The 15,964-nt window shown below is 60.6% G+C and carries 21 protein-coding genes; 12 read left to right on the top strand and 9 right to left on the bottom strand.

Features of this window, described 5'->3' with window-relative positions; translation table 11 throughout:
- Positions 1-43 precede the first annotated feature (43 nt).
- The gene (locus EL18_RS02640) at positions 44-256 is read left to right on the top strand and encodes a cold-shock protein (RefSeq protein WP_036479497.1); all 213 of its coding nucleotides are present in this window, start codon (positions 44-46) and stop codon (positions 254-256) included.
- A gap of 451 nt (positions 257-707) precedes the next feature.
- Positions 708-920 carry a cold-shock protein gene (locus tag EL18_RS02635; RefSeq protein ID WP_036479495.1) on the top strand — a complete coding sequence of 71 codons (213 nt, stop codon included), beginning with the start codon at positions 708-710 and terminating at the stop codon, positions 918-920.
- 81 nt (positions 921-1,001) lie between these two features.
- Here EL18_RS02635 and EL18_RS02630 read toward each other — a convergent pair whose 3' ends face one another.
- On the bottom strand, positions 1,002-1,472 hold the full coding sequence (locus EL18_RS02630; RefSeq protein WP_036479494.1) for a VOC family protein: 471 nt from the start codon (positions 1,470-1,472) through the stop codon (positions 1,002-1,004).
- Between the two features lie 209 nt (positions 1,473-1,681).
- Between EL18_RS02630 and EL18_RS02620 the strand changes: the two genes are divergently transcribed.
- Complete coding sequence (locus tag EL18_RS02620) at positions 1,682-2,146, top strand: BA14K family protein (RefSeq protein WP_036479490.1); 465 nt, start codon at positions 1,682-1,684, stop codon at positions 2,144-2,146.
- A gap of 54 nt (positions 2,147-2,200) precedes the next feature.
- On the opposite strand, the gene EL18_RS02615 is transcribed toward EL18_RS02620, so the two are convergent.
- The 3 genes from EL18_RS02615 to EL18_RS02605 all read right to left on the bottom strand — a co-directional run bounded on the left by EL18_RS02615 (position 2,201) and on the right by EL18_RS02605 (position 4,255).
- Positions 2,201-2,854, bottom strand: a complete 654-nt coding sequence (locus EL18_RS02615) for an MBL fold metallo-hydrolase (protein ID WP_036479488.1) — start codon at positions 2,852-2,854, stop codon at positions 2,201-2,203.
- A 111-nt stretch (positions 2,855-2,965) separates the two neighbouring features.
- Positions 2,966-3,241 carry a hypothetical protein gene (locus tag EL18_RS02610; protein WP_036479486.1) on the bottom strand — a complete coding sequence of 92 codons (276 nt, stop codon included), beginning with the start codon at positions 3,239-3,241 and terminating at the stop codon, positions 2,966-2,968.
- A gap of 120 nt (positions 3,242-3,361) precedes the next feature.
- The gene (locus EL18_RS02605; RefSeq protein ID WP_036479484.1) at positions 3,362-4,255 is read right to left on the bottom strand and encodes a branched-chain amino acid aminotransferase; all 894 of its coding nucleotides are present in this window, start codon (positions 4,253-4,255) and stop codon (positions 3,362-3,364) included.
- Positions 4,256-4,482: 227 nt separating this feature from the next.
- Here EL18_RS02605 and EL18_RS02600 point away from each other — a divergent pair, with 227 nt between their 5' ends.
- Together EL18_RS02600 and EL18_RS02595 are read left to right on the top strand one after the other, a co-directional pair.
- Positions 4,483-5,016 (top strand): MarR family winged helix-turn-helix transcriptional regulator, encoded by a 534-nt coding sequence (locus EL18_RS02600; protein ID WP_036483806.1) that lies wholly within the window; start codon positions 4,483-4,485, stop codon positions 5,014-5,016.
- Positions 5,003-5,722, top strand: coding sequence for a response regulator (locus EL18_RS02595; protein ID WP_036479482.1), 720 nt, complete (start codon positions 5,003-5,005; stop codon positions 5,720-5,722). The genes EL18_RS02600 and EL18_RS02595 overlap by 14 nt, the downstream gene beginning before the upstream one ends.
- A gap of 17 nt (positions 5,723-5,739) precedes the next feature.
- On the opposite strand, the gene EL18_RS02590 is transcribed toward EL18_RS02595, so the two are convergent.
- Entirely contained in the window at positions 5,740-6,153 is a 414-nt protein-coding gene (locus tag EL18_RS02590) for a DUF1801 domain-containing protein (protein WP_036479480.1), read from the bottom strand.
- 258 nt (positions 6,154-6,411) lie between these two features.
- Here EL18_RS02590 and EL18_RS02585 point away from each other — a divergent pair, with 258 nt between their 5' ends.
- Positions 6,412-7,764 (top strand): ATP-binding protein, encoded by a 1,353-nt coding sequence (locus tag EL18_RS02585; RefSeq protein ID WP_036483804.1) that lies wholly within the window; start codon positions 6,412-6,414, stop codon positions 7,762-7,764.
- Between the two features lie 33 nt (positions 7,765-7,797).
- Here the strand turns inward: EL18_RS02585 and bla are convergent, their stop codons facing one another.
- A complete protein-coding gene (gene bla, locus EL18_RS02580; RefSeq protein WP_036479478.1) occupies positions 7,798-8,685 on the bottom strand; it encodes a class A beta-lactamase in 888 nt (295 codons plus the stop codon).
- A gap of 169 nt (positions 8,686-8,854) precedes the next feature.
- Between bla and EL18_RS02575 the strand changes: the two genes are divergently transcribed.
- Entirely contained in the window at positions 8,855-9,334 is a 480-nt protein-coding gene (locus tag EL18_RS02575) for a DM13 domain-containing protein (protein WP_036479475.1), read from the top strand.
- Positions 9,335-9,362: 28 nt separating this feature from the next.
- Here the strand turns inward: EL18_RS02575 and EL18_RS02570 are convergent, their stop codons facing one another.
- The 3 genes from EL18_RS02570 to EL18_RS02560 all read right to left on the bottom strand — a co-directional run bounded on the left by EL18_RS02570 (position 9,363) and on the right by EL18_RS02560 (position 10,868).
- Positions 9,363-9,716, bottom strand: coding sequence for a tRNA-binding protein (locus tag EL18_RS02570; protein ID WP_036479472.1), 354 nt, complete (start codon positions 9,714-9,716; stop codon positions 9,363-9,365).
- A 9-nt stretch (positions 9,717-9,725) separates the two neighbouring features.
- Positions 9,726-10,226, bottom strand: coding sequence for a type III secretion system chaperone family protein (locus EL18_RS02565; protein WP_036479470.1), 501 nt, complete (start codon positions 10,224-10,226; stop codon positions 9,726-9,728).
- 330 nt (positions 10,227-10,556) lie between these two features.
- Complete coding sequence (locus EL18_RS02560) at positions 10,557-10,868, bottom strand: accessory factor UbiK family protein (protein WP_036479468.1); 312 nt, start codon at positions 10,866-10,868, stop codon at positions 10,557-10,559.
- Positions 10,869-11,036: 168 nt separating this feature from the next.
- Here EL18_RS02560 and lgt point away from each other — a divergent pair, with 168 nt between their 5' ends.
- The 5 genes from lgt (at position 11,037) to EL18_RS02535 (ending at position 15,707) form a co-directional block, all read left to right on the top strand.
- Positions 11,037-11,885 (top strand): prolipoprotein diacylglyceryl transferase, encoded by an 849-nt coding sequence (gene lgt / locus EL18_RS02555; protein WP_200875487.1) that lies wholly within the window; start codon positions 11,037-11,039, stop codon positions 11,883-11,885.
- Positions 11,882-12,970, top strand: a complete 1,089-nt coding sequence (locus EL18_RS02550; RefSeq protein WP_036479466.1) for a class I SAM-dependent methyltransferase — start codon at positions 11,882-11,884, stop codon at positions 12,968-12,970. The genes lgt and EL18_RS02550 overlap by 4 nt, the downstream gene beginning before the upstream one ends.
- Positions 12,971-13,030: 60 nt before the next feature.
- The gene (gene pgeF / locus EL18_RS02545) at positions 13,031-13,828 is read left to right on the top strand and encodes a peptidoglycan editing factor PgeF (protein ID WP_036479464.1); all 798 of its coding nucleotides are present in this window, start codon (positions 13,031-13,033) and stop codon (positions 13,826-13,828) included.
- Positions 13,828-14,979: a M24 family metallopeptidase gene (locus EL18_RS02540; protein WP_036479463.1), complete on the top strand. Its 1,152-nt coding sequence runs from the start codon at positions 13,828-13,830 to the stop codon at positions 14,977-14,979. Before pgeF ends, EL18_RS02540 begins: the two co-directional genes overlap by 1 nt.
- Before the next feature lie 62 nt (positions 14,980-15,041).
- Positions 15,042-15,707, top strand: coding sequence for a hypothetical protein (locus tag EL18_RS02535; RefSeq protein WP_152552940.1), 666 nt, complete (start codon positions 15,042-15,044; stop codon positions 15,705-15,707).
- Positions 15,708-15,964: the final 257 nt, after the last annotated feature.

Below are 15,964 nucleotides of genomic sequence, written 5' to 3'. Positions count from 1 at the left end.
GCAGTGCGCAGACGCAAATACTAATGGGAAAAGGAGTTTCCCCATGGCTCAGACTGGCACCGTCAAGTTTTTCAATTCCACCAAGGGCTTCGGCTTCATCACGCCTGACAACGGCGCGAAGGACGTGTTCGTTCACATTTCCGCTGTTGAGCGTTCCGGCATGCAGGGCCTCGCCGACGGCCAGAAGGTTTCCTTCGACACCGAAGAAGACCGCATGGGCAAGGGCCCGAAGGCAGTGAACCTGGCTGAGGTCTAAGGTTTTTTCAGCCTTCACCGGCTGACAGATGAATTGATGGAAGAGCGCCGGTATTGCCGGCGCTTTTTCTTTTCTGAAAGGCCTTCCTTACCCAACGTAAGAATGCACCGGAAAGCCTCCACATATTCAGATGGTAAGCATTGATTAGCGCGGATCAATTGCAATTGCATCCCGTCATGAAACTTTCGCTTGCCGCTTCGGAAAAAATCTGGAAAGCTTCGCACCGTTCGGGCATTTGCCGGCCCGGAGACTGGAATAGCATGCCCCGGGACAAGATCGCACAACGGCAACCGGGAAGTCGGACTTACAGACCTGCAAAGGCGCGGACGACGGAGCCCAAAAGCTCGAAAGCTGACTGTTTCTTCTCCCCCAGTAAAGGATCGGAACCGGAAGGGTGCATAAAACACACTTTCCGAAATCAGCATGGAAGTCGGGAGAAAGGACATTCCCCATGTCGAATAGCGGTACCGTCAAATTCTTCAACCACAGCAAGGGCTTCGGCTTCATTACCCCCGAAGAGGGCGGCAATGATGTCTTCGTGCATATTTCCGCGGTTCAGGCCTCCGGTCTGCCGGGTCTGGAAGACGGGCAGAAAGTGACCTTCGACACCGAGCCGGACAAGCGCGGCAAGGGTCCGAAGGCCGTCAATCTTCAGATCGGCTGAAAGTCCCACAATCGCAGCCAGCTGGCAGCGGTCCAGAAGGACGGGTGTTCGGCCCGTCCTTTTTCGTAAATGCGATTATGCTCAGTCGCGCGCTGCTGCTTCGAGCTTCGCAATCTCCAGCCTGGCCATGCCCAGCATGGCCTGCCCCACACGCGCCACCACGGACAGGTCATCGCTGTTCATCAGGTCGAAAAGCCGACGCGGGACGATCTGCCAGGACAGACCCCACCTATCGCGCACCCAGCCACATTGCTCGAACACTCCGCCCTCGCCCAGCGCATCCCACAACCTGTCGATCTCCGGCTGCGTGTCACAGGACACCATGATCGAGAAGCGGTGATTGAGCGCCTCATCCGTCTGCGCCTGAAGGGCCAGATATTGTTGTCCTTGAAGCGTGAAGCCCCCGAAGCGAACGCGCTGTTCGGGCGGAGTGCCCGGCGGCATGGGCTGGTCGTTCAGAAAGTCGATATGCGCATCCTCGAAGAGTGAAACATAGAAGCGCAGCGCCTCTTCCATGTCGCGGTCAAACCAGATGAAGGGTGCAGATTTCATGAAAGGCCTTCCTTGTTGGTCCGGGCAAAGCTCAAGGACGCGGCAGACCCGTTCCAGCCGACAGTGAGAGCATTTGCCCTGGAACTTTTCGCGCGCCGCCCTGGCCACGAAAAGGCCGCAAATCATTCAGGCAGCGTTCAGGATGACGCCGCTAGCGTGAGCATCATCATGGCGCGGAAAGATCCGCGTGATGTCTGGAGAACAGGACAATGAAGACCATTTTCAGAAACAGCCTTTACGGGCTTGCAGTGGGCGCCACCGCCTTGGCCGCAACGACCAGTGCAGAGGCCCATTCGCGCCGCTATCACCACGAGCACCACCATGTCGAGCGCGACAATGATGCAGCGATCATCGCCGGCATCGCCGGGCTAGCAGTGGGCGCGATCGCGGGAAGCATGCTGACGCAGCAGAGGCCCTCGCAGCCACGCTATATCGACCCGCCTGTGCGCGGCTACAGCACCGGCTATCGCAGCTATGAATATCGCCCGGCCTATCGGGGTTCGGATTATTATCCGCCTGCACCGACCTACCGCGTGCGCGATGTTCGCGATGCATCCTACGAGCCCTGGAGCCGGGAATGGTACCGCGCCTGCGAGGCCCGCTATCGCAGCTTCAATCCCCGCACCGGCACCTACACCACCTATGGCGGCGAGCAGCGGTTCTGCCAGCCGTAAGGAAAGCTACAACGATGATCAAAGGGGCGGCTTCAGGGCCGCCCTTTTCTCTAACTAGTCCATGCCCGTCAGGAACGGGTTGCCGCGTCGCTCGTCACCGATCCGGCTGCCGGGGCCGTGCCCGCACAGAAATCCGACATCGTCGCCGAGTGGCAGGACCTTTTCTCGAATGGAGGCAAGCAGCGTCCCGTGATCGCCGCCGGGAAGATCCGTGCGCCCGATCGACCCGTTGAAAAGCACGTCGCCCAGATGCGCAAAACGCGCCGCCTCGTTGAAGAATATCACGTGACCGGGCGCGTGGCCGGGACAATGGAAGACGGAAAAGTCGTGGCCTGCGAAGGAGAGGGTCTCGCCTTCTTCCAGGAAGCGATCCGGCGTGCAGTTGCGCACCTTCCCCGGCAGTCCGAACATCTGCGCCTGCTGCTCCAGATTTTGCAGAAGCTGCGTGTCGTCGCGATGGGGGCCGATGATATCGACGCTGAGCGCCTCCTTCAGATCCATGGCACCGCCGGCATGGTCGATATGGCCATGGGTCAGCCAGATGGCCTCGACGGTGACGCCGGTCTCGCGCACGGCCTCGACGATCTGCTCGACATCGCCGCCAGGATCGATGACAACGCCGCGCTTGGCCTCGCTGTCGAACATCAAGGTGCAATTCTGCTGGAATGGCGTGACCGGTATGATTGCGGCCTGAAGCTGTCCTGCCATGTCTATCCCTTTTGCCTTGGCCAGATATGTTGCCTGACCCAAGGGAGTGGCAAAAGAAAACGGGCGGCACAAGCCGCCCGCTGAAATTCCGTGAGAAAAGCTGGCGTCAGCTCATGCTTTCTTCATTGCGCCCATTACGGCACCGACAACCGCGGTGAGAATGCCACCGCCTGCAGCACCGCCGATGGCGTCACCCAGCAGGCCCGAGAGCGCGCCAGCGTCACCGCCAAGACCGGACAGAAGTGCACCACCGCCAACACCACCAACAACGCCGCTGATGATCTTGGCCGCATGGCCCATCGCAGCTTTCTTGACGACAGCACCAACAGCTTCGCCACCGATGACACCGGTGACTGCCTGAACAATAATCGGAAGTAAGGCTTCCATATCTGCTCCCTCATGCAAATACCGACTCACCCGCCGGCACCGACATGTGAAGCCACACTACACGCAGAAGTCAAATAGGCTGCAAATTATGCGCGCATAAGAGTTGCGCCAGAAGGCGGCCTATTCGGCCGCCATGCGCTGACGCGGACGCACTTCCTCAGCATAGTCATTCATCAAAAGACGAGCGATTTCACCAACTTCGAAGCGGTACGGACCGATCTCGGAAACCGGGGTCACTTCCGCAGCCGTGCCACAGAGGAAGCACTGCTCGAAGCCTTCCATCTCCTCGGGCATGATCGCGCGCTCGATAACCTCGATACCACGGCGCTTGGCAAGCGCGATGACGGTGCGGCGCGTGATTCCGTCAAGGAAACAGTCGGGCGTTGGCGTATGCAGCGCGCCATCCTTGACAAAGAAGACATTGGCGCCGGTAGCCTCGGCCACGCGACCGCGCCAATCGAGCATGAGCGCGTCCGTATAGCCCTTGGCTTCGGCCGCATGCTTGGAAAGCGTGCAGATCATGTAAAGGCCGGCAGCTTTCGAACGCGAAGGTGCCGTGCGGGGATCGGGGCGGCAATATTCGGCCATGTCGAGGCGAATGCCCTTCAGGCGCTGCTCCGGATCGAAATAGCTCGGCCATTCCCAGATGGCGATTGCCAGATTGATGCGGTTCTTCTGTGCCGAAACACCCATCATCTCGCTGCCACGCCAGGCAATCGGACGGACATAGGCGTCTTCCAGCCCCTGCTTGACGAGAAGCTCGCGGCAGGCATCGTCGATCTCGGCAACCGACCAGGGGATCTCGAAACCGAGAATACGCGCGCTCTCATGCAGGCGCTCGGTATGCTCGGTCAGCTTGAAGATCTCGCCGCCATAGGCGCGCTCGCCCTCGAAAACCGCACTCGCATAGTGAAGGCCGTGGGTCAGCACATGTACCTTGGCATCCGCCCATTTCACGAAATCGCCGTTGAACCAGATATAGCCGTCCAACTGATCAAAGGGGACCGATGCCATTTTAACCTCTCATGCGGGCGCTCCACCCGCCAATTGCAGCGTGACCTGTGACAACTGACTATGCCAGCACCTGAGCCGCGCTGGCAAATCCACTTGCAGGATGTTTTGTTCTGACCGCGAAAGCGAATAAAAAAGTTCGCCAAATGCGGAAAACGTTATCAAAAATTATCAATGCGCCAAATTTATGTCAATATGGCTGACATAAAATCGGAAGCATGGACATCAAGATGACGAAAACCGCCGACAGCCCGCCTGAAGCCTATATTGCCACCGAAGGCGACAGCGATCTGGACTTCACGCTGATCGAGCTTTTGTTTTACGCCTATCGCGACTTCACTTCCGACCCGGACGCGATTTTGGCAAGCTATGGTTTCGGCCGCGCGCATCACCGCGTCCTGCACTTCGTGAACCGCCGGCCCGGGCTGACGGTTGCCGAATTGCTGGAGGTGTTGAGGATCACCAAGCAGAGCCTTGCGCGCGTACTAAAGCAGCTTGTCGACACGGGATTTGTGGTGCAGGTTCAAGGCCCCCGCGACCGCCGCCAGCGCAAGCTCTATCCAACGCGGAAGGGACACGACCTGGCGCTGGAACTGGCCCTGCCTCAGTCACGCCGCATCCATGCGGCACTTGAGGAAGCCGGTTTCGCCGATCGCGAGGCGATAGAAAAATTCTTGAGGGCCATGGTCAATCCCGAGCTGCGTGCGCAGATGGATGGACCACAGGCAAAGGAAGGATCGGGCAGACGTGATGAGTCAGGCTGAACAGTCCATGCATGAACCGCCAAGCGACGACGCCCCCCACCTTCTGGTGGTGGACGACGACACACGCATCCGCACGCTTCTCAACCGCTTTCTGCGGGAAAACGGCTTCCGCGTGACGATTGCCGGCAATGCCGCAGAGGCCCGCCGCAAGCTGGCCGGGCTCGATTTCGACCTGATCGTGCTCGACGTGATGATGCCCGGCGAAGACGGCGTGGAGCTGACACGTTCGCTGCGCGAGGAAAAGGAAGTGCCGATCCTGATGCTCACCGCGCTCTCGGAAACCGACAATCGCGTGAGCGGGCTGGAAGCTGGTGCGGACGACTATCTGCCAAAACCCTTCGACCCGCGCGAACTGGTGCTGCGGGTGAACAACATCCTGCGCCGCGGCGGCCCCGCCAACACCCAGCCGAAGCTCGAGCAGATCGTCTTCGGTCCCTATACCTTCAACATCCCCCGCCGGGAGCTGAAACGCGCAGGCGAAGTGATCAAGCTGACCGACCGCGAGCGCGAGATCATGGTGATTTTCGCAGAACGCGCCGGCGATACGATCCCCCGCCACGAGCTGGTGGGTGGCGAAGCCGAAGTCGGTGAACGCACAATCGACGTCCAGATCAACCGCCTGCGCCGCAAGATCGAGCAGGATCCGTCAAACCCGATCTGGCTGCAGACCGTCCGCGGCATCGGTTATCGCCTGAGCGTGGAGTAGCAGGCGGCCTGGCCGCGCTAGAACTTGACGCCGGGCTGCCTGACGGCCTGCGCCACCCAGTCGGCCAGAAGGTCGTGGTCCAGCGCCTCGTTCTCGTGAATATCGAGATAGCGCGTGCCTTCCACCCTGGATTCCTTCGGTGGGGGAGGAACAAGCGAAGCACCCTGCAGAAAACCCAACTGCACATATTTCCTGTAGCAGTAGAGAGAGAGGAACCAGCCGTCCTCTTTTCCAAAGAGCGGCGTGTTCCATTTCACGGCTTTCACCACGCCGGGAAAGACGTCGACGACAATCTGGTCGACCTGTCGTCCTATGGTGCTCTTCCAGTCCGGCATGGCGGCAATATAGGCCTGAACAGGCCCGTCACCCTCGCCTTTCGGGATCTGAGGGTTGCCGCTGGACAGAAGTGGCGTCTTGTCATCCTTGCTCATGCACAAAGACTGGAAGGGAACGACGGCATCTTCAAGGCGTCGAGGCAACCCTGCTGACAACGATCAGCGCGGTGCACCTTTCGTGGATTGCATCACCCTCTCTCGCCCTCCCCCATACCCACGGCGCTCCCCTTCGGCTAAACTCGTGGCCAGTTTGAAGAATCCACGGGCCGGGGCGCTTCCTTTTTCATGAACGACATGCAGGACGAAGAGCGCAGGGACTGGCAGCAGGGCTGGCGCGGATTTCGGGCGAAGGCGATGCAGACCTATGTGGCCGCGCGCACGCCCTGGCGGCGCTTCTGGCGGCAGGTCTCGCGCTACATGCCGAAAAGGCTTTATGCGCGCTCTCTGATCATCGTGATCGCGCCGATGATCCTTCTGCAATCGGTCATCGCCTTCGTCTTCATGGAACGTCACTGGCAGACGGTGACCCAGCGCCTCTCCCAGGCCGTTACGCGGGATATCGCGGCAATCATCGAACTGATCGAGCAGTTTCCCGACGAGGAAGCCCATGCGGACATCATCCGCATCGCACAGGACAAGATGGCGCTGAAGATTTCCATCGAGCCGCCGGACCCCCTGCCCCCGCCCGGACCCAAACCCTTCTTCTCCATTCTCGATCAGACGCTTGGCGAGGAAATCACGCGGCAGATCAATCTGCCTTTCTGGCTGGATACGGTGGGCGATTCCAACATCGTCGAGATCCGTATCCGCATGGAAGAAAGCGTGCTTCGCATCTTCGCACGCCGCAGCCAGGCCTATGCGTCCAACACGCATATCTTCCTGCTTTGGATGGTGGGCACCTCGCTTGTGCTTCTGTCGATCGCGGTCGCTTTCCTGCGCAACCAGATCCGGCCCATCCTTCAACTGGCGGAAGCTGCCGAAAGCTTCGGCAAGGGCAGACCGAACCCGAACTTCAAGCCGCGCGGCGCAGAAGAGGTTCGCCGTGCCGGTACGGCCTTCGTGAAGATGCGCGAACGCATCGAACGCCAGATCGAGCAGCGCACGGCCATGCTGACAGGTGTCTCGCATGATCTGCGCACGATCCTGACCCGCTTCAAGCTGCAACTGGCGCTCTCCACCGACGAGGACATCAAGGCGCTCGATCAGGATGTGGAGGACATGCGCTCGATGCTTGAAGGCTATCTGGCCTTCGCCAAGGGCGAGGCGTCGGAGGATCCAGGTCATCTCGACCTGCAGGCGCTGCTGGACAAGCTGCGAGAAGAGGCTCGCCTGCGCGATACGGGCTTTGAGGCCAAGCTGACGGGTGACCCGGAAATTCTCGTCCGTCCCAACGCCTTCTCGCGGCTCGTGTCCAATGTCGTGGGCAACGCATTCCGCTATGCCGACAATGTGTGGCTGGAGGCCTGGCACGGGCGCGGGAGCCTGATCATCACGGTCGAGGATGATGGCCCGGGCATTCCCCAGGACAGCAGGGAAGACGTTTTCAAACCCTTCGTGCGCCTGGATGCAGCACGCAATCAGGATGAAAGCGGCACGGGCCTTGGCCTTTCGATCGCGCGCGACATCGCGCGCAGCCATGGCGGCGATGTCATTCTGGACGACAGCAGGAAAGGCGGCTTGCGCGTCGTGATCAGGGTTCCGGCCTGATCAGCGAACCCCGACGGGTGAAAAGCAGCCGGGTCAGGCCGCGTTGATCGCCTCGACCATCACCGTGCCGATCCCGGCAATCGCTCGGTTCCGGTCCGCCATTCGGCCGCGTGTCTGAGTGACATAGACGGTTGCAAGCACGGGCCTGCGCTGCGCGGGCCAGATGACCGAGACAATGCCGCGGGTGGCGTGTCCGCCGGCGCCTGTTCTGTCTCCAATCACCCAGTCGGATGGCAGCACACTCCGGAAAAGCGGTTGGCCGACCTTGTTGTCGAGGAGCCAGCGGCGGAATTGCTCACGCGACGCAGGCTGCAGCACATCGCCAAATGTAAGGGTCTGAAGGCTGGCGGTGATGGCGCTGGGCGTGGTGGTGTCGCGCGGATCACCCGGCCGTCCCTCGGTCATGTCCGGCTCCTTGCGGTCAAGGCGCGAGACATCATCACCGATTGAGCGCATGAATTGCGTCCACCCCTCCGGTCCGCCCAGACTGTCGGTGATGAGATTGGCGGCGGTGTTGTCACTCATGGTCGTAGCCGCTTCACACAGCTCGAACAGGCTCATATAGCCGCCAATACGCCTTTCGGTCACCGGCGCATAGTTGGATATGTCCTCACGGCGGATGGGGACCTGGCGCTTGAAATCTTCCTCGCCCCTGTCCACGCGCGCCAGAACAGCCGCAGCGGCAAAAGCCTTGAAGGTGCTGTTCATGGGAAAGCGTTCATCGGCACGATGAAGCCAGCGCCGCCCCGTATGCGTGTCGATGATCGTCGCGCCGAGCCGCCCGCCGATCTCGCGCTCCGTGGCAGCAAGTTTTTCGGCAAGCCGGTCGCCGGCTGTTGCGCCAAGGGGTGAGAACAAAGTGCCCGAGGCCACAGCGGCCATTCCCGCGCAAAAGTCGCGGCGTGTCATCGACATGCTCATGAAGTTTTTCCTGAATTGAAATGGCGGACCCGAAATTCCGGAGGCAAAGCTTGAGGAGATTGATGGTCAATCTGTGACGGAATGTCGTTTCCTCACAAGTTTGACGCGTATGCTATGCTACCGGCCACACTTTGTTTTTGTCTGCCGTTTCACGAAAAGGTATTTGCAGATGTTGAGATTCCTGATCATCGCCATCCCGTCTTTTCTGGTCGGCTGCGTTTTCGGCGCCGCTGGCTGGTATCTGGCCTCCCCCCTCTTCATCGACCGTGTCGTCAGCGAGGAACTGACCAGCGGCAGCAATGTCGAAGCGCTTTATTCGGGAGCTTTCCGCGGCGCGGACAGCGCACATCAGGCAGGCGGCACCGCTCTTGTCGTGAAGCGGGCCGATGGTCGTGCGGAATTGCAGCTCAAGGATTTCAGGGTGACGAATGGGCCGGATCTCGTTATTTATCTGTCGAAGAACGGCGATCCGATGAGCGCGCGGGACGTCACTGAGAGTGAATTCGTCAGCCTGGGAGCATTGCGCGGCAATGTGGGAGACCAGTCTTATACGCTGCCGTCAGATCTTGATCTGGCGACGTACAAATCGGCCGTCATCTGGTGCGAACGATTTTCTGTGCTGTTCGCCGCAGCAAGTTTCGAGCGGTAGTCGCTGACGGAACCCTGCGCATCACGTCCTAGTGCAGGCGCGATCCGTTCTGCACGGCCTTGCTCACGCCGGCCAGCACGATATCACCCTTCTCGTCGGAAAAGCCCAGCGTGAGAACCTCGGACATGAAGGGCCCGATCTGACGCGGTGGGAAATTGACCACTGCCATGACCTGCCTGCCCACGAGCTCTTCGGCCTTGTAGTGGACAGTGATCTGAGCCGACGACTTCTTCACGCCGATTTCGGGCCCGAAATCTATCTTGAGCTTGTAGGCGGGTTTGCGAGCCTTGGGAAAGGCTTCCGCCTCGACAATGGTGCCGACGCGGATATCCACTTTCAGGAAATCGTCATACGCGATTTCAGCTGCCTGTTCCCCGCCCATCGTGAAACCTCAAGCCGTGCCGAAAGTCTCGAAGAGAACCGCGTTCAGCGCATCCTGCGCGCTGGTGCCCGACCAGATCACATACTGGAAGGACTGGTAGTAGCACTCGCATGCTTCCAATGCGCTGTTGAGCATCACTTCCACCTGTTGGCCAGTAGGCTCCACGCCACCGGCAAGAACGAGCGCCTGGCGGAACATGATAACGTTTTCGCGTTCCCAGAAATCGAAATGGCCGAACAGCATCTGCTCATTGATGAGCGAGAGCAGGCGCATGACCTCGAGCGCACGCTTTTCGGGCACCTTCAGATCGAAGGCGCAAGCCACGTGAAGTGCCTCGAACTCTTCCATCCAGGAGAAGGAGACATTGTAGTCGGTCCAGGTACCGGCCACGGAAATGGCGATTTCATCGTCGCCATTGCGCTCGAAGCTCCAGTCATTGGAATTGGCGACATGCTCGATCACATCCACCGGGTGGGCTTCACGCGTCATGTCGAGTTCAAGAAGGCTCATAAATTCTGCTTTCCCGTAGTTTGCCGCGCCCACACGCAGCGCAAATTGCACATGCAGTTCACACGCACTTACAAAGATACTGGTGAACGAAGCGGACGCTTGGAAAACTTACGCGCAAACAACTCGCCGCCCCTTTGTCGCTGCCGACCCCGTTTCGAATCATGCAGCAAATTCAGTGTATTGATGCGGCATTGCGAGACCAGCCCTTTTTTGGCGTCTCATGTCCCCCCATGTGGATAGACTGGTTCTACCCAGGATTCATGCCCAGCCCCAAGTGACTCTCGCGACTGGACTTTTTCGACTTTCACACAGGTGAAAATTTACGAAAAATTATTTTTTCGCGGTGCGGCCACTTGCCGGCTTTTTCGCTGATTCTTCAGCGGTTTCGGTCGCAGCGGACAACCGAGCCTCGAGTGCCTCGATTCGAGCTGACAGCGCGATATTCTCCTCGCGCGCCTTCACGGCCATTTCGCGCACGGCCTCGAACTCCTCGCGCTGGACGAGGTCCATGGAGTTCAGCATGCGTTCGGCCTGCGCACGAAATGCGGTCTCCACCTCGCGGCGAACGCCCTGCGCCGCACCGGCGGCGTCGGTCATCAGGCGGGCGAAATCATCGAGTATGCGATTGGATGAATTGGTCATGGGTCGGCCCTCAAAAATCCTTTGTGAGAGAGGTAGGGCCAGAACCGGGCGAATGCAAGGAAAGCAAGCGGGTTGAGGCTGCTGCATCCGCGCATGATGCGGCTTTGCCTTGACCTTCGATGATCCCCTCGCCTATCTGCAGACGAATTCATGGCGCGGGAGGCCCGCTTGAGCGAATATCTGCTGCTGCCGCTGGCGGCCTTACCCTTTCCCCAGATCGATCCCGTGATTTTCCAGATCGGCCCGCTCGCGGTCCACTGGTACGGGCTTGGCTATGTGGTCGGCATCCTGTTTGCCTGGTGGTACACCAAGCGCATGGTTTCCACCCCGCGACTCTGGGCCCATGACACGCCCCCCATGAAGCCGCTCGATCTTGACGACTTCGTCATATGGGCAGCGCTCGGCGTGGTGCTGGGCGGGCGCCTCGGCTATGTGCTTTTCTACGACTTTGCCCGCTCCATTTCCGACCCCTTGAGCATCTTCGCGGTGTGGGAAGGCGGCATGAGCTTCCACGGCGGCATGTTGGGCACGATCGTGGCCATGGTGCTTTTCGCACGCAATCGCGGCATCAATCCCTGGTCCATGCTGGACACGATCGCCGCCGCCGCGCCGGTTGGCCTCGGCCTCGTGCGCGTGGCCAATTTCATCAATGCGGAGCTTTGGGGACGTCCAAGCGACGTGCCATGGGCGATGGTCTTTCCCGGTGCCGGCGACCTGCCGCGCCATCCAAGCCAGCTTTATGAGGCCGCGCTGGAGGGCCTGGTACTGTTCCTGGTTCTGCGGGTGCTCACCCACCATGCAATGAAGCTGAAGAAGCCGCGCTTTGTTGGCGGAGCCTTCATCTGTGGCTACGGATTGTCGCGCATATTCGTCGAGTTCTTCCGCGAGCCGGATGCGCATATCGGCTATCTGGCCGGTGATTGGCTGACCATGGGCATGGTCCTGTCCACGCCGATGGTGCTGGCCGGCATCTGGGCCATGATGACAGCCAAGACACCGGCAAAAGCGGCTGCATGAGCGAGCTGAAGCGCAAGATCGCAAGGCTGATCGAGGCGGCCGGACCAATGAGCGTCGCCGAATATATGAGCCTGTGCCTGCTTGATCCCGAGCATGGCTATTACACGACGCGCGAGCCCTTCGGCAAAAAGGGCGACTTCATCACCGCGCCGGAAGTCAGCCAGATGTTCGGCGAACTGGTTGCGGTATGGCTCTACAGCGCGTGGAAAGCCTGCGGCTCGCCCGCCAAACCCGTTCTGGCCGAGATCGGGCCGGGACGCGGCACCATGATGGCCGACATGCTGCGCACGCTGGAGCGGCTTGATCCATCGTTCCTGTCTGACGCCAAGCTGGTCCTGATCGAGGCAAGCCCCCGCCTGAGCAAGGTTCAGCGCAAGACGCTTGGGCAGCGTGCGGAAGAATGCACATGGATCGCGGATCTGGGCGATATTCCCGAGGGGCCTCTCTTCATCGCCGGCAATGAACTCTTCGACGCGCTTCCCGTGCGCCAATATGTGAAGACGGTGCAGGGTTGGCGCGAGCGCATGGTTGGACTGGATGATGAGGATCAACTGGCCTTTGTCGCAGGCGCGGGTTCGCTGGAGACCTCGCTCCTGCCCAAGGGAGCAGACAATGCTCTCGAAGGTGCGATTGTCGAGATCGCGCCTGCGCGCACGGCCATGATGCAGCGCATTGCTGAAGTTCTGGCCCTGCGCGGTGGCGCGGGGCTCTTCCCCGATTATGGCTATGAGAGGCCTGCCATCGGCGACACGCTGCAGGCGCTGCGCGCCCATGAATATGATAATGTGCTGGCACATCCCGGCGAGGCAGACCTGACCGCGCATGTGGATTTTCACGCGCTAGTGCAGGCCGCCCGTGCCGAAGGGCTTTGCGCCCGCACCATGAGCCAGGGCGACTTTCTGTTGGGTCTGGGGCTTCTGGAGCGCGCGGGGCGGCTGGGTGCGGGGCGCAGCCATGGCGAACAGGAAGCCATTCGCGATGCGGTGGAGCGTCTGGCAGGCCCTGAGGCAATGGGCGAGCTCTTCCGCGTGCTCGCGGTCACGCCGTCCACGGTCACGGTTCCACCCTTCACATCCGCGCATTGACTTGAACACAACCCTGCCCCACCATCCGCACCCGGCGGGCAAGCATCATGAAGGCGGCTTATGCTGAACACCCCGAAACCGGAGCCGATCCGCTCCCCACTGATCGAGGAACATGCCGCTTCAGCCGGCATCCGGCACGGCTTCTTCACACGTGAAGGCGGTGTCTCCTCCGGAATTTACGCATCGCTCAATGTCGGAATCGGCTCACAGGATGACCGTGAGGATGTTCTGGAAAACCGCGCCCGCGTGGCAGCGGCCTTAGGCGTCGCGCCCGATCATCTCGTCACGCTTCACCAATGCCATTCGGCAGATGCAGTTGTGGTCGACGAACCTTTGGACGGCCCACTTCTCAAAGCCGATGCGCTGGTGACGAACACGCCCGGCCTGGCATTGGGTGCATTGGCCGCCGATTGCGGCCCCGTTCTGTTTGCCGATCCGAAGGCCCGCGTCATCGCGGCAGCCCATGCTGGCTGGAAGGGCGCGCTTACAGGCGTTCTGGAAAGCGCGATAGAAGCCATGGAAGGCCTGGGCGCGAAACGCGAGAACATCGTTGCCACGCTTGGCCCCTCGATCAGCCAGGAAAATTACGAGGTCGGGCCCGAGTTCGTCGACCGCTTCACGGCGGAAGACAAGGACAATGCCGTCTACTTTCGTCCTTCCGGCAACCCCGAACGCTCGCTCTTCGATCTCAACACATACACGCTCGACCGGCTGAAAAAAGCAGGTGTTGCGGCCAGCATGCTTGGCCTTTGCACCTATGCCGATGAAGAGCGGTTCTATTCATACAGGCGTGCCACCCATCGCGGCGAGCCGGATTACGGGCGGCAGATTTCCGCCATTGCACTGGAGACGATTTGATGGCGCTTCATTTCGAGAAGTCAGAGTATGACGCACGCCTCGACCGCCTGGTCATGGCCATGTCCGAGCGCAAGCTGGACGCCATGCTGCTCTTTGCACAGGAAAGCATGTATTGGCTGACCGGCTACGACACGTTCGGCTTCTGCTTCTTCCAGTGTCTGGTGGTGAAAGCCGACGGGTCGATGGTCCTGCTAACGCGCTCGGCCGATCTGCGCCAGGCGCGGCACACCTCCAATATCGAGAACATCTCGCTGTGGAGCGACCGCCATGGCGCTGATCCGACGGTCGATCTGCGCAATCTCCTGAACGATCTCGACCTTCTCGGCGCGCGCATCGGCGTGGAATATGACACGCACGGGCTGACGGCGAAGAACGGGCGCCTGCTCGACGAGCAGCTTCAGACCTTTGGCAAGATCGAGGATGCATCCGATATCGTGGCCGGCCTGCGCCTCATCAAGAGCGAGGCGGAGATCGCCAAGGCGCGCAAGGCGGGCAAGCTTGGCGATGCGGCATTCGATGCCGCACTTCCGCTGATCCGCCAGGGCGGCGACGAGGCGGAGATTCTTGCGGCCATGCAGGGCGCGGTCTTTGCCGGCGGCGGCGACTATCCCGCCAACGAATTCGTCATCGGTTCCGGACCGGATGCGCTTCTGTGCCGCTACAAGGCGGGCCGGCGCAAGCTGAACAAGAACGACCAGCTCACGCTTGAATGGGCCGGCGTCTATCATCGTTACCACGCGGCCATGATGCAGACGGTGCTGACCGGCAAGCTAAGCAAGCGCCATCAGGAGCTGTTCGAGGCAGCACGCGATGCGCTTCTGGCCTGCGAGAAAGCCATGAAGCCCGGCAACACCTTCGGCGATGTCTTCGACGCTCATGCCCGCGTGATGGAGACCCATGGCCTGACCAAGCACCGGCTCAACGCCTGCGGCTACTCGGTTGGCGCGCGCTTCTCGCCCTCGTGGATGGACCCGCAGATGTTCTATGCGGCCAATCCGGAAGAGATCGCGCCCGACATGACGCTGTTTGCCCATATGATCATCATGGATTCGGAAACCGGAACGGCCATGTGTCTCGGCCGCACATACCTCACCACCGAGGGCGAGCCGGAAAACCTTTCCCGTCATGGCCTTGATTTGATCGTACAGTAAGGTTCTATAAGGGAACGGGGACGCATGACGATCCGGAGAGCAACCGGACGGGGATGATGACGATGAAAATGCGCCTGGCTTTCATGGGGCTTGCACTGGTCGTGCAGGGCTGCACCGGTACGGATGCGCTGAACGGGATCCGACCGCAGGCAGGTGTGCCGGGTGCCGGGACGTCGACCACCGCGCGCGCCGCACCAACCAGCAATGCCACCACGCAGGTGCAAACCGCAGCGCCATCGGGCAATGTGGAAACCACGGCGCTCGCCCCCGCGCAGTCGCAGGTAGAGCGCGAACCCGTTTCCCAGCCACAGCAGCAGGCACAGCAGACGCAGCCGCCCCCCCAGGCAACGCAGCAGGCCGCCCTGCCTTCCGGCAGCAGCGTTCAGTTTGCCCCTGTCATCGGCGCAACGCCACAGGCACTTGCCGCCCTTTCCCGCGGCCTCACATCGCGCGCCGCCGCTCGCGGCCTGAACATCGCACAGGGCTCCGCCCCCTATCTGATGAAGGGCTATTTCTCGGCCATGGCCGATGGAAGCTCGACCAGCGTCATCTATGTCTGGGATGTCATGGACGGTTCCGGCAACCGCCTGCACCGCATCCAGGGTCAGGAAAAGTCCGCCGGCAGCAGCGGTGACGGCTGGTCATCCGTTGGTGACGCCACCATGGAAGCGATCGCCGCCAAGACCATCGACGAGCTTGCAAGCTGGATCAGCCGCCGCCGCGGATAATTTTATACGGTTCTGGAAGTTCTCACGCCCATGGCCCCAGCTCTGCCTGTGCGTCCAGATGCGGGAAGTGTTTTGCTGAAGGTCGCATACCCCCAACCGCCTGAGCGCCAGGCCCACTGGCCGATCTTAACGTACGACGAGCGGATCGAGGTGCAAGCCGGTTCCAGGCACAGCGCAAACCACCCGCCTCAGATTCCCAAGCAGCGCTACAGCAAGAGGCACCCCCGGTTGGAGAGGCGCCTCTGGTGGTCAGCCTT

The sequence above is a fragment of the Nitratireductor basaltis genome, assembly GCF_000733725.1.
GTDB classification, from domain to species: domain Bacteria; phylum Pseudomonadota; class Alphaproteobacteria; order Rhizobiales; family Rhizobiaceae; genus Chelativorans; species Chelativorans basaltis.
The sequence above is the reverse complement of the archived record's forward strand: the minus strand, read 5'-3'. Positions and strand labels throughout refer to the sequence as shown.